Below are 13,989 nucleotides of genomic sequence, written 5' to 3' on the forward strand. Positions count from 1 at the left end.
AGAAATTATATAAGAGGAAAAGTAAAATAAAATGTAGTTCCCTGACCAATTTTTGATGTAAATTCTATCGTTCCACCTGCATTTTCTACTGCCTGTTTAACAAAGGCTAAACCTAATCCAGTACCAGAAGATTTTGTAGTAAAATTCGGAACAAAAATCTTGTCTTTTAGTGCTTCATCAATACCCTTTCCATTATCCTCCACCTCAACATAAACTTGCCTCTCATCATTTATAATTCCTATCCTAATTGCACACTTATCTTTGTATTCACTTGCTTCTATTGCATTTTTAAGCAAGTTGTTAAATGTACGTAGTAACTGATCTTTATCTCCTAATACCATAACTTTTGTATTGGTTCGATTAAGTACTATAATCTCCACATTTTCTGAAGAATTAAATACTGCGATAGCTTGTTCAATAACAGGCAATAGTTCTAATTTTTCAAGCTTGGTATCAGGCATTTTTGCAAAATTCGAAAACTCCGATGCTATGGTAGCTAAACTATCAATTTGCTCGATAAAAGACTTATTAAAACTTGCAAATTTCTTCTCAAAATTTGGATCATTTTCCTTCCAAGATTTCTCTAGCAATTGCACTCCGAGTTTTAATGGTGTAAGCGGATTCTTAATCTCGTGCGCAACCTGTTTTGCCATTTCCCTCCATGCACTTTCCCTTTCAGATCGAGCTAGTTTTGCGGCACTTATTTCGAGCGCAGCAATCATTTTATTATACTCTTTAATTAACAAACCAATCTCATCTTGCCTATGCCAAATAATTGGTTGGTTTTTTTGCCCTAATTTGGTGCGCCTGATGCTTTCTTGTATGAAAGTTAAGGGATTAGTTATCTGATTAGCTAAAAACACAGCTAGCACACCTATAAGCACAAATACGAGGGCATATATGTTAATCAGTGTATTTATGAACAACCCTATCTTTTCTTGATAATCAATTTCATTCGCATAATAAGGCAACCCTATATACGCAACTGTTTGATTTTGTCCATTACGTATTGGCGCATAAGCAGCGGCATAGGTAAATTCTCCAACTTTTTCTGTAGGATTTAAGAACTCTGACCGTTGCATTAGACTTAAATTAATAAATGCATCTGAACTCATTTGTTTCCCTACAATTCCGTAATCATACATTTTACGTAAGGATGTTAGCACCAAATTTCCTTTGATGTCGTAAAGATTTAAATAAGCCGCATTTATATCTGCAAATTTATTGAATTCAAATTCAGCCTCATCATCTGTTTTTATAGCTCCGGTATTCAAAATTTGTTTTTCATAAGAGAGCTGTACCTTCCTAACCTTCTCTCGAATCGAATCTTTTTGTTGCTTTAAGTACTCCTCCTTAATGTAAGAAAAAGTTGTCCAGCCCACAATTAATAAAGTTGCCACAACAGATAGCACTACAGAAACTTGAATACGTGTTTTGTATAGAATTTTGTTGGCATTAATCATGAGGTACCGATTAATCCTAAACCATCCGGCATTAGTATCTTCTATATTTTTGGCCAGCCAAAGCATAATGTAAACAGCTATCCCAAATAAAATGAACACCAAAAAGAAAAATGATAAAGTAGCTAACCTAACTACATAAGGCATTTTTTCTTTGCTAATTACAATTAACTTCGAATTATTAGCTTTATAAATGGCATGGTTATAACTGTAATCATTTGTCTCTTCATTTTTAAATTCAACTTTATCTACCACTCCTTTAAACTCAGTATTCATCATCGGATAAGTAAATTTACCCGATTGAATTGATAGCTTATTGTCTTTATAAAACGCGAAAGAATATTCGCTAAAATCTTCATCACTTTTTAATTTCCCTTCAATTAATAGTTCAGGAAAGTGACTATTGTAATCATAAGATTGAGATTTTAAATCAATAACTAATGTCCCTAATAAATCTTTATCATCAAAAATCGGGATGATGCCAAAATAATCTTGGTAACCGAAAGTGTCATTAATTCGATAGGAATAAATCGTTTCAGGCGTTTTAAATGCACCCGATTTAACCAAATCTTTATACTTAGAAATCGGAACACTTTCCTCTTGCTTTAAAACAGAATCTTGGCTATTGTAAGCAAAAATTTTATACTCAAAGCGGGATAAATAACCGTCTAAATATTTTTTTGTGACATAATTATTAAAGTTAAAAGTTTTAATAAGTTTAGGGTCTTTGAAATATTTTACGATCATCGAATCAGATGGAATGCGTAATTCAAAACTGCTAATTGAATTGATCACCTTTGGATCATCTGAATTTTCTAGCTTTCGGGCTATCCCCCCTCTATTGTTCCGTTCTTTTAAGTCAATAAACTTTATATATTTAAGAGAGGTTAGAAATGCAATACACAAGAAAAGTATAGCAAATACACCAATAGAAAACTGACGTTTCTGAACATAATTATTCCATCCAATTACAAATAATAAAAGTGCATAAACCAAAAAGAACACGTTAAAATCGTCTATTAGCTTATATATGAAATATCCTGTTAACAGTAGAATAAAGAGTATTAATCTATCCTTATTACTAAAGTTTAACTGTTTAGTAATTTCAATAAAGATGTTTGTAATTAGGTAAACATTAAACCATGCCAAGCAAAGTATCAAAATGCTGATCCAACTAATCCACCCTAAATTTATAATGTTGGTGATATCAAAATTTATTTTCGAATTGTTAATCAATCCATGAAATACATCATCAATTATAAATGCAAAACTTGATATAATTAACAATAAAATTATATGTAATAAAATTCCAGCAAGTCTATTATTTACTATCCACTTTGGTAAAACATACTTACCTCGATGTACATAAATGAAAAGCGTAATCCATGTAAGGCAAATTACATGTAATAATAAATCTCCTAATGAGGGTAAAAATTCACTCTGCGCATATATAGAGGGGCTGAAAATCTCGAGGTTAAACTGGTGATTAAACCAAAAGAACTGCAAATCAGACAATCTGAATGCAAAGAAAAAGACAGTTAGCACTAACGTAGCAGAATATATAAAGCCCCTATTGGCTAGCCACTTGCAATAGGAGTTTACAAATAAACAAATACTAAATAGTCCAACAATCCATAGCCATAATTGCACTGTTGCGTAGATATTCTTCGAATATTCTTCACTTAACTTAACAGGAAAAAGATATTCTTTATTGATGTTGAAAATCTCTTTAGTATCCTTATCGGTAAATGAGGCTAAATCTAAACTATTGTTTGGAAAAAGCTCTGGCACAATTCTATTCTTAAGGTACTGATTTTCAATGCCAAACTGTGTCTTTACACCTATTAAAAAAATAACAACATAATCATCTGAAGTCTTCTTTATTACTTCATAATAACCATTTGGTAATTGTTGAAATGAAGGACCTTCTTTTAAGCGGCTAATATTTTGAGGGAAAGCAATAGCAGAGCTCCAAAAATGAAGTTTTTGATCTTTATAAACTAATACGTTAATTCCATTATCCCTATAGGTATTAATGAAATTTAAAGATTGTTGCTCATTCTTATCAAATCCCTTTAACTCCTTTAACTTATCAGGATTAGAAAGAAAACTTTGAACAATACGTTCCTTTATCGCTAAATTTTGTTGGAGGGTTTTGGCTTCGTGTACTAGGAGATCTTTTTGGGTAATTGAATTATTTAAAGACAAAGCTGTAGCAATACAACAAATGCCTAAAAGCAATAAAAGAAACCTTATTTTACCTCCTATACCCACATTGAACCTATTTTATAAACTTAATAATATTAAATAGTCGCACTACTTGTTTGCACTTCTCTGCTCACCTTTTTTACTAAACCTTGAAGAACGTTTCCAGGTCCAACTTCTACAAATTCATTTGCGCCATCTGCGATCATATTTGTAGCAGTTTGTGTCCACCTTACTGCCCCTGTTAATTGTGCAATTAAATTCTCTTTAATTGTTGATGGGTCTGTTGTTGGCTTTGCATTTATATTTTGATAAATTGGACAAACTGGTGAAGAAATAGCAGTTGATTCAATAGCTGCCTGCAACTCCCTTCTTGCTGGCTCCATTAATGGTGAGTGAAAAGCACCACCAACATTTAACTTTAATGCTCTTTTCGCTCCGGCAGCAGTTAATTTTTCACATGCTTCATCAATGCCTTCAATGCTACCTGAAATAACAAGTTGTCCAGGGCAATTATAATTGGCTGGAACCACAATTGCATCAATACCAGCACAAACTTCTTCAACTACTTCATCTGCCAAGCCTAAAATAGCGGCCATTGTAGAAGGTTGCAACTCACAAGCTTTTTGCATTGCATTAGCACGGGTGATTACTAATTTTAAACCGTCTTCAAAAGATAAAGCATTAGCAGCTACTAAAGCAGAAAACTCTCCTAAAGAGTGTCCAGCAACCATTTCTGGTTTAAAATCATCACCTAAAACTTTAGCTAAAATTACTGAATGTAAGAATATAGCTGGTTGTGTTACATTAGTTTGTTTTAGCTCTTCATCAGTTCCACTAAACATGATATCACTTATGCGAAACCCAATAATGTCATTTGCTTTTTCAAATAATTCTTTTGCTAATGGATTTTCATAAAGATCTTTACCCATTCCTACAAATTGGGCTCCTTGCCCTGGAAAAATATATGCTTTCATACCCCTTAATCCCCTAAAGGGGAAATTTATATTTGTTAAAAATTTGTCCAATTATCCAAAGCCCCTTTAGGGGTTTGGGGTTAATGTAGGTTTGCAGTTATTAACCTTAAAAACTCTGCTCTTGTTTTGTCGTTACTTAAAAATCCACCTGTAAATGCCGACGTTGTAGTAACAGAGTTTTGTTTTTGCACTCCACGCATAGCCATGCACAAGTGTTTGCATTCCATAACAACTGCTACACCAGCTGGTTGTAATGTATCTTGAATACAATCTCTAATTTCATTTGTTAAACGCTCTTGAACCTGTAATCTGCGAGCGAATGCATCTACAACTCTTGGTATTTTACTTAACCCTACAATATGTCCGTTTGGAATATAAGCGATGTGTGCCTTACCAAAAAAAGGCAGCATGTGGTGCTCGCACATTGAAAAAATCTCAATGTCTTTTACCACTACCATTTGGCTATAATCTTCCTTAAACATTGCCGAACGAAGGATTTCTGAAGGATCTACATCATACCCATGCGTAAGGTATTGCAATGCCTTAGCCACACGCTCTGGTGTTTTCAATAAACCCTCGCGTTCTGGATTTTCACCTAATTGAGTTAAAATATCTTTATAGTGTATAGCTACAGAACTAATTTTTTCATCATCATATCTGTCGATTTTCTGGTAGCCCAAAACTTCGTCGTCATGATTGTATTTATCGTTTTCCATTTATAATTGATTAGCCGAAATATTCTACAAAATTGTTTTCAGTTTCATAAATTTTTATGCAATGTAATTGTGCTCCATCTACTTGAACGAGAGGGTATAAAATGTCCCAAATTGCTATAGCCAAGTTCTCTGTAGAAGCCAGTTTATCTTTCATAAAATCTACATCTAAATTAAGGTTTCTATGGTCTATTTTATCAACAATATTTGTATTGATAATCTCTTTCAGCCATTTCAGGTCAACCAAAAATCCAGTTTCTGGGTTAACTTCTCCCTTAACAGTTACATACAATTGATAGTTGTGTCCGTGCCAATTTGGATTTGCACATTTACCGTAAACCTCAATATTTTTTTCTAAGCTCCAATCTGTTCTCGATAATTTATGAGCAGCATTAAAACTTTCCCTTCTTGTAATATAAATCATTATTCATCAAATAAAAAGCAAATATACGGATAAGGTTCATGCTAAAAGACTAAAGAAAAAAGCTAAAAGCTAAAAACGTAAATTCTCAATCATAATTTTTAATTTAGAAGAATGAAATTACTAGTTGTTGCTGCAACCCAAAAAGAGTTAACAAAGGTTTACGAGCATTTTGACTTAGCAGAGCAGGATTTTATTAAAACTCCAAACTTTGACATTTTGATTACTGGAGTTGGCATGACTACTACTGCATTTTCATTAGGACAGCGACTTGATAAAAGCTATGATTTAGTTTTAAATGTTGGCATAGCTGGAAGTTTTGATAAAAATATCCCATTAGGTGGTTTAGTAAATATTTACAAGGATACCTTTGCTGAACTTGGCGCAGAAGATAATAATAATTTCTTAACTATAGATGAACTTGGTTTTGGAAAAAATACTTTCCAATCTAATTATGAAATTAACAATTTACCAAAGGTTAAAGGCATTACAGTTAATAAGGTTCATGGCAATTCTAAAAGCATTGAAACGATAACAAAAAGGTTTCAGCCACAAGTAGAAAGTATGGAAGGGGCTGCTGTATTTTACGCTTGCGAGCAGCTCAGTATTCCTTGCTTACAAATAAGGAGTATTTCTAATTATGTTACACCAAGGGCGAAGGAAACCTGGGAAATTGGCTTGGCTATAAAAAACTTGAATGATTGGGTTATTGATTTCATTACTCAGAAAATCAAATGAGGTAAAAATGACGATTGGAATAACTTTTAGCCTTAATTTTACACCATGAAACTTACACTTGGCTTTTCCCCTTGTCCAAACGATACTTTTATTTTCGACGCCCTAATTCATGGTAAAATTGATACTGAAGGTTTATCGTTCGCTGTTTCTTTTGACGATGTAGAAACACTGAATCAAAAGGCAATGCGTGGGGAATTAGACATTACCAAATTGAGTTTCCATGCTTTTGCTTATGTAGTTGAAAAATATGCACTCTTAAATGCTGGTAGTGCTTTAGGCTTTGGCGTTGGGCCACTATTAATCTGCAAAAAGGAAAACATCGATAAAATTAGCGCTCAACTCTTAAATCCAAACCCTCAACTTAAAGTAGGTATTCCAGGCAAATACACAACTGCTAACTTTTTGCTAGGTGTTGCTTATCCTCAATTAACCAGTAAAAAAGAGATGGTGTTTTCTGAAATTGAAAATGCCTTGTTAAATGAAGAAATCGATTTAGGTTTAATCATCCATGAGAATCGTTTTACTTACCAGGATAAGGGCTTACATAAAGTTGTTGACCTAGGAAGTTATTGGGAAGAACTAACAGGCTGTGCTATTCCTTTGGGTGGTATAGTTATCAATAGAAAGTTACCAGTGGAGGTTCAACAGAAAGTAAATCGATTGGTACGAAAGTCTGTTGAATTTGCTTTTGCAAACCCAAAATCTGGTTTAGATTTTATTAAGGAACATGCTCAAGAAATGGATGAAGCTGTAATGTACAAACACATAGAGTTGTACGTTAACAAATATTCTATTGATTTAGGAGAAGAAGGTAAAAAAGCAATTGATACCTTATTTGATATGGCAACTAAAAATAAAGTCATTCCTAATTTCAAAGAAGATTTATACGTTCGTTATAGTTAATTTTTCTACTTCAGTTTTAACATTGCCGATATATGCAAAGGCTGCGGCCTTCTCTGCCTAATATGCTTGTTGCAAAAGTTTATTAAAGCAGGATGATTAATTTTCAACACGTCTCAATTAAATGGCATCTTTTATTGTGAGCAAGGTCCGTCGGGAATTTGTTTGCTAATTTTTAGCAACTTTGTTACCACCATTGTAGAGTCGTAATCGCCATTAACAGCAGTTGTATCTGATTTCACAAAATGACTTTCCACTTCAATATAAACTGGGGTATATGGCTTCTCGAAACCTAGGTCACTATAAGCAAGCTCTAATGTTTTAGCGCTGTCTATAACCCAATATTCTCTACTATCTTCACAATTAGTGAAAGATTTCACCTCAGGCCCAAAGCTATAAAGACCTTTTACTACAACAGGCTTATTGTTGTCGTCAGTTTTTTTATCGTCATTGCAAGCCGATAACATAAGCATAGCTGCAAATAAGGTAAAGATTGATTTTTTATAGCTATTCATAATTAAAGATCTTTATTTAGATGGTCTATTTTCTTTACACTTAAATTTGATGCCAAAGCTGAAGCGATGAGAGAAAAAATACTAACTGTTACGAAAACGAGTATAAAATCTTGCCATTTTAAAGCTATGGGATAGGCATTGGAGATTAATAAATTAGATTCGCCCATCTTAAACCAGCCATAACGTTGTTGCAATAAACAGAAAACAAATCCTATTATTAATCCAAATATACAACCTGCTAGCGTTATCATCATGCCTTCTACCAAAAATATTCTTTTGATTAATTTTTTCCCTGCTCCTAGACTATGTAGAATTGAGATATCTTTTAATTTATCTATTACAAGCATAGTTAGGGAACCGATGATATTAAATATAGCAATAATTAAAATGAAGGTTAGAATGATGTAAACCATCCATTTCTCTGATCCTAAAACATTATACAATGCTTGATTTTGCTGAATTCTGTTCTTAACCACAAAATTAGTTCCTAATGTCTTACCAATTTCATCCTTAAGCTTTTCTGCGTCTATCCCATCGTTTACATTTATCTCAATAGCAGACACATTTTTCTCTTCACCTAAAAGTTGTCGAGCAAATTCAATTGGCACAATTACAATATTATCAAACTCTTGCTGCACTTCAAATACTCCAGAAGGAGGAATATTTAGGACAGTAAAGTCGTCCATCGGATTTATTGAACTTGCTTGAACTCCCTTTTTTGGAGAATAAATTTGCAACTGCTCAAAAGGATCTGCAGAATTTACACCTAAGTAAGCTTGCAGTGCAGAGCCAATAACCGCAGCCGGGCCATTCTTATTCTGTAAAATAAAATGACCTTCAATAATAATGGTATCTAAAGATTGGTTTTTAACGAAATCTTTACTTACGCCTTTAACCATTGCAGGCATTTGTTTATTGTTATACCAAATTAAGGCATTTTCTGAGAGTACTTCTGTAAATGAATAAACAGACTTGTTTGTTCTCAGTTCATTAAAATATACCGTATTAGGGTTAAATGTTTTGCCTTGTAAAGGCTGAATAATGATTTGAGGAGTAATGGTATTAAACATTTTGAGTACCACCTCTTCAAAGCCATTAAATACTGATAAGATGATGATTAAAGCCGTACTCCCAACAAAAACACCTAGCATAGAAATTGCCGAAATGATATTGATAGCATTAGTTGATTTCTTTGCAAAAAGATATCTTTTGGCGATGTAAAGTGCAGTATTCACGCTATAAAGATAGGGAAAATGTAAGAGCTAAACTGAAGATGGTGTTAAAACATCAATCTAAACGTTCTTCATCTACGTTAAAAAAGGATTATTTATTTTCTCAAAACCGATGGTTGTAGAAGACCCATGACCTGGAAGGACTTCGCAGTCATCTGGCAAATTAAATACCTTCTCTTTGATACTGTTGATCAATTGTTGATGATTTCCGCCAGGTAGATCTGTTCTACCTATGCTACGGTAAAATAAAACATCTCCTCCAATTAAAAAATTCTCATCTTTTGCATAAAAGCATAAATGAGCTGGTGAATGTCCAGGTGCAAAAACCAATTCTAATTTACTATTGCCAAAAGTAATAACCCCTGTTTCTTCTAAAAAAATTTCAGGTTCTGGAGAAAGTTCATAATGCATGCCCATTTGTGGCGCATAACCTGCTACTGCTTGCAAAATGTACAATTCTCCTTTATGAAATTGAGGCTTTAAAGACCAATTGTCAAAAACAAATTTATTACCTAAAACATGATCAATATGGCAATGTGTATTTAGTAAAAGTTCTGGCTTAAGCTGATTTTCTTTAATGAAGTTTACCAACTGATTTTGCTCAGCTCCATCATACATGCCTGGATCTATAATTACACATGCCCCAGTTTCATCATATAAAACGTAAGTATTTTCTTGGTAGGGATTGAAGGTAAATTTCTTGAGACTGATCATAGACTATGGTTATAAATAACGGTTTAAACGACTGTAATATTAAAAGTAAAACAATTTCGGAATTTAACAATTGGCGAGCTCATTAATTCTTCCACCTAAAAGTTTCAATTAATCTGTCTATGTCTTTTTTAATAAATTTAACAACAGGCTGAATAGAATCGTACTGTGGGCGTTCATTAAAATACAAAGCGCCACGGAAATAATGTTTAGCACTATCTGTTAAAAAAAACTGAACTGATGATGCTGTATTTCCCTCAATAGCATAATAAATTCCATATACTTTCTTATCAGGATAATTAATTACTTTTTGATCGATTGAACTTGCCTTAATGGTATGTTTCATAGCCAACTCTCTTGCCAATTCTGTCATTTTATTATATCCCTTAGCCGAAAAAACGCCATGATACGTAAGATGGAGCTGGCCGTTAAATTGCGGAAAATTTAAATTATTCCAACATGGCTGTGCATTTTTATCACTATCGATAACCATTTGAGCATAAACTGGGTATTCAAATGTAAAAGGACAAGCTGAATTGTAAGTTTGATATGCTTTTTTAGGGAATTTTATTCTAAAATATCCTTTTGGCTTTGGAGCAAATGTGTTTTCACTTGTACAGGAAGCAATAGCAATTATAATAAAAGCAGCCAAAAGAATAATAAATCTTCTCATCTGTATGATTGATATCTTAAAATAAAATACTTCTTTAATATTCTCTATAAACCTTCCCGTCATGCTGAATTCATTTCAGCATTTTTCCTGCTACAAAGACCCTGAAATAAATTCAGAGTGACGTATCTGATGCATTACGAATTCCAAATATACCAAGAACGTTCTGCCTGTAAGTATAACATCTCTAATCCGTTTTTAATTTTAGCTCCCTGCTCTTTTGCTTTAGCTAAAAATACCGTTTCTTCTGGATTATATACTAAATCATACACCAAATGTTGAGGCGTTAAGTACTGGTATGGAAATACTGGATATGAGTTTAAATTTGGCAACATTCCAAGTGGTGTAGTATTGATCAATAATTTATATTCATCTAACAACTCTTCATTAATTGCAGAATATAAAATTGCATTTTCTACTGGATTTCTAACCACTACTAAATAAGGAATTTGCAATTGCTTTAATACATACTTTACTGCTTTGGCGGCTCCTCCGTCTCCAAATATCAATGCTTTTTGATGTTGTTTTTCTAATAATGGTTTTAGCGATTCAGCAAAACCATAAGCATCAGTATTGTATCCTTTAAGAAAAGGCACTTTACCTTTTTGCTGAATTGAAATACAATTTACAGCACCAATTTCTTTAGCAGCAACATCAATCTCATTTAAAAAAGGGATTACATTTAATTTGTGTGGTATAGTAACATTTAACCCACAGAGTGATGGTCTTTTTGCAATTAACTCCACCATTTCATCAGCTCTTTCTATCGGTAATAATTCATATTTACAATCAGTAATTTGTTCTTTCGTAAACTTTTCTGAAAAGAATTTTTTTGAAAATGAATGTGATAATGGAAAGCCAATTAATCCGAATGTTCTCATAGTAAATTATTGCATCATTGTGAGGAGTAAACGACGAAGCAATCCTTCTTGTTAAAAAGATTGCTTCGCTACGCTCGCAATGACGAGTGTTATATATTTATTTTCCTTTGTTTAAGAAATAATCAAAAGTATCTCCTCTTAACCCTAAACGAATGGTTTCTAAAGGAATAACTTCTGCAGGTGCAATGTTACCTAAATTTACATTTGTACCTATTAACTTAATAAACCAAACCTGTTGTTCTTTTTGTGGTGCTTCCCAAATAATGGTTTCTTCTGGTATTTGAGTTAAAATCTCATCTACTAACCCTTCTCTCACCTCACCTGTACCACGATAAATACCAACATTTCCACCTTCACGGGCTTCTGCAATTACCTTCCAAGAACCCGCTTCTATTTCTGCTTTCATTAAAGCAATCCATTTATACGGTGCAAATATTTTAGCGGCATCTTTAGAGCCTACTTCAGAAATCACAGTTACTTGGGTTGATAATTTTCGGATAAATTCACATTTTTGATCATGTTCAATATCCATAGAGCCATCAGAAACTTCAGCATATTCCATCCCAAATTCTTCTAAAACTCTACGGTAATCATCAAACTGATTACGAATGGCAAAAGCCTCAAATAATGTTCCGCCAAAATATGTTGGTATGCCTGCACTGCGATAAAGTGCTAATTTTTCTTTCAAATTAGGCGTTACATATGATGTAGCCCAACCTAATTTAACAATATCTGTATGTACGCCTGCTACCTCGATAAAATCTTCAACTTGTCTAAGGCTCAGGCCTTTATCCATCACCATCGTTAAACCACTTTGACGAGGTTTTGCAGGACGCTCTGGAATATCATTTAATTTGTAATTCATATAGGATGCAAAGGTTAAAAAAACTCTGCTATTTTTTAAATTTTAGTTATAAATGCGTGATATCACTTATTTAATGTACCTGTTAATTACATCAATAATTAGTCCGTTATCTTGTAATTGAGGTAAATATTCGAAAAGGATGTAATGCTTTTCTGGATCGGTAACTAAAGCTGTTTCTAAATAGGCAAGTGCATCATTTGTTTGCCCTAATGCAAATAAATAAGCTACCATTCTATAATACAATTCTGCGGCATCTGGATTGTTTTTAATCGCATCGGCCATTGTTTCAGAAGCCTCTATCAATTTTCCTTGTTCATATAATACGGTAGAAAAATCTAACCATGCCTCTATATCCAAAGGATTATACTCTAAAACTTTATAATAAGCTTCAACAGATTCTTCGATTTGACCAAGCTTGTAATAAGCATCAGCCATTGCAAACCAGAAGTCTGGATTTTCTTCGTCTAATTCTAAAGCTTTTTTATAAAAATGTAAAGATTCAAAAAATCGTTCTTCAAAATTCAAAGTAACACCAATTCCAAACCAGGCATCAGCCATTTTAGAATCCATTTTTACTGATTTTTTATAGTAAGAACGTGCTTCATCCATTTTTTCAAGCTTCTCATAGCATTCACCTATGGCACAATAAGTATCAGCATTAGGTGGTTCGTACTCAAAAGTTTGTTTGTAAACGTCAATTGCTTCTTGGTATTTATCTAATTGTACCAAAGCATTGCCTTTGTTATAATAAGCAGAAGCAAAGTTTTCTTTAATTAAAATAGCGTAGTCATAAGCATCGATAGCTTTTTCGAACAAATCTAACTTATGATAAGAATTTGCCAAATTATACCATGCAGCGTAAGAATATGGATCATTGTCTATATATTCTTGGTAAAACTGAATACTTTCTTCTTGTTTATCTAAAATATCATAACAAAAAGCTAATTCATACAAACCATCCTTATTTTCCATGTTTTGTTCTAAGCTTCGCTTGATGTAAACAATTGCTGTTTCATAATCATGCATATTTTGATATACATAAGCCATCTGCAATAAAATCTCATCAGTAGTTTCTGCTAATCCTAAAGCTTTTTCAAAATTCTCTAAAGCTTCCGCATGACGATCCAAATTTTGATAGATATTACCACGCAAGACATAAATATCAGCTTCTGAGGCCTCTAACATTTCTGCTTTTTCTAAAGCAGCAAAAGCTTTATCTACTTGATTAGTAAATAGCAGTAATTGTGCCTGTTTAATTAAAAATACCGCAGCATAAGGGTGTTGATTTAAAGCATATTCTACAACTTGTAATGCCTTAACTGGATCGTTCTTTTCTATGTAATTATCTATGATGTATTCAAATGCTTGCGCATCGAAAAAATATTGATCCTGGTTTCGGATCATTTCTTCGTAACGTTCTACAGAGTGTTGCGCATCACTATTAAAACCAAATTCAAATTCTTCTTCCATGTATTAAATATTTAAAGAACAACCCTATTATTTTAAAATCCTTATAAGTTTAAATATTTATAAAGCGAGTAACGAAAATAATTTTCAACATACACACACTTAAATGAGGTAATTAACTAGTAATAAAAGATTTAGAGGTGTTAGCTGAAGATGGCCGCTAGGCTTGTTAGTCTATAGAGATGTTGTTCTTTTTATTGTTTACAAAAATAGCATATATTTAAGTTAAAATCA

General features: G+C 33.0%; 13 protein-coding genes. 2 read left to right on the forward strand and 11 right to left on the reverse strand.

Going from position 1 to position 13,989, the window contains the following annotated elements; all coding sequences use genetic code 11:
- Positions 1 to 5: 5 nt before the first annotated feature.
- From FA048_RS02140 to FA048_RS02155, 4 genes are all read right to left on the reverse strand, one after another.
- Positions 6 to 3,734, reverse strand: coding sequence for a sensor histidine kinase (locus FA048_RS02140; RefSeq protein WP_225872455.1), 3,729 nt, complete (start codon positions 3,732 to 3,734; stop codon positions 6 to 8).
- Positions 3,735 to 3,763: 29 nt separating this feature from the next.
- Positions 3,764 to 4,642: an ACP S-malonyltransferase gene (gene fabD / locus FA048_RS02145; RefSeq protein WP_136838484.1), complete on the reverse strand. Its 879-nt coding sequence runs from the start codon at positions 4,640 to 4,642 to the stop codon at positions 3,764 to 3,766.
- 80 nt (positions 4,643 to 4,722) lie between these two features.
- Positions 4,723 to 5,358, reverse strand: a complete 636-nt coding sequence (folE, locus tag FA048_RS02150; RefSeq protein WP_136838486.1) for a GTP cyclohydrolase I FolE — start codon at positions 5,356 to 5,358, stop codon at positions 4,723 to 4,725.
- A gap of 10 nt (positions 5,359 to 5,368) precedes the next feature.
- Positions 5,369 to 5,779, reverse strand: coding sequence for a 6-pyruvoyl trahydropterin synthase family protein (locus FA048_RS02155; protein WP_136838488.1), 411 nt, complete (start codon positions 5,777 to 5,779; stop codon positions 5,369 to 5,371).
- 111 nt (positions 5,780 to 5,890) lie between these two features.
- Here FA048_RS02155 and mqnB point away from each other — a divergent pair, with 111 nt between their 5' ends.
- Together mqnB and FA048_RS02165 are read left to right on the forward strand one after the other, a co-directional pair.
- Entirely contained in the window at positions 5,891 to 6,514 is a 624-nt protein-coding gene (mqnB, locus tag FA048_RS02160; protein ID WP_136838490.1) for a futalosine hydrolase, read from the forward strand.
- Between the two features lie 45 nt (positions 6,515 to 6,559).
- Positions 6,560 to 7,417 (forward strand): menaquinone biosynthesis family protein, encoded by an 858-nt coding sequence (locus FA048_RS02165; protein WP_136838492.1) that lies wholly within the window; start codon positions 6,560 to 6,562, stop codon positions 7,415 to 7,417.
- A 131-nt stretch (positions 7,418 to 7,548) separates the two neighbouring features.
- On the opposite strand, the gene FA048_RS02170 is transcribed toward FA048_RS02165, so the two are convergent.
- The 7 genes from FA048_RS02170 to FA048_RS02200 all read right to left on the reverse strand — a co-directional run bounded on the left by FA048_RS02170 (position 7,549) and on the right by FA048_RS02200 (position 13,758).
- Complete coding sequence (locus tag FA048_RS02170; RefSeq protein WP_136838494.1) at positions 7,549 to 7,929, reverse strand: hypothetical protein; 381 nt, start codon at positions 7,927 to 7,929, stop codon at positions 7,549 to 7,551.
- 2 nt (positions 7,930 to 7,931) lie between these two features.
- Complete coding sequence (locus FA048_RS02175; RefSeq protein WP_136838496.1) at positions 7,932 to 9,164, reverse strand: ABC transporter permease; 1,233 nt, start codon at positions 9,162 to 9,164, stop codon at positions 7,932 to 7,934.
- Between the two features lie 72 nt (positions 9,165 to 9,236).
- Positions 9,237 to 9,875, reverse strand: a complete 639-nt coding sequence (locus FA048_RS02180; RefSeq protein WP_136838498.1) for an MBL fold metallo-hydrolase — start codon at positions 9,873 to 9,875, stop codon at positions 9,237 to 9,239.
- Positions 9,876 to 9,957: 82 nt separating this feature from the next.
- The gene (gene gldD / locus FA048_RS02185; protein WP_136838500.1) at positions 9,958 to 10,545 is read right to left on the reverse strand and encodes a gliding motility lipoprotein GldD; all 588 of its coding nucleotides are present in this window, start codon (positions 10,543 to 10,545) and stop codon (positions 9,958 to 9,960) included.
- A 134-nt stretch (positions 10,546 to 10,679) separates the two neighbouring features.
- Entirely contained in the window at positions 10,680 to 11,423 is a 744-nt protein-coding gene (locus FA048_RS02190; protein WP_136838502.1) for a shikimate dehydrogenase family protein, read from the reverse strand.
- A gap of 97 nt (positions 11,424 to 11,520) precedes the next feature.
- Entirely contained in the window at positions 11,521 to 12,288 is a 768-nt protein-coding gene (locus FA048_RS02195) for a phosphosulfolactate synthase (RefSeq protein WP_136838504.1), read from the reverse strand.
- 66 nt (positions 12,289 to 12,354) lie between these two features.
- The gene (locus FA048_RS02200) at positions 12,355 to 13,758 is read right to left on the reverse strand and encodes a tetratricopeptide repeat protein (protein WP_136838506.1); all 1,404 of its coding nucleotides are present in this window, start codon (positions 13,756 to 13,758) and stop codon (positions 12,355 to 12,357) included.
- Positions 13,759 to 13,989 lie beyond the last annotated feature (231 nt).

Origin of the sequence: Pedobacter polaris (assembly GCF_005116505.1) — a bacterium.
Classification (GTDB): domain Bacteria; phylum Bacteroidota; class Bacteroidia; order Sphingobacteriales; family Sphingobacteriaceae; genus Pedobacter; species Pedobacter polaris.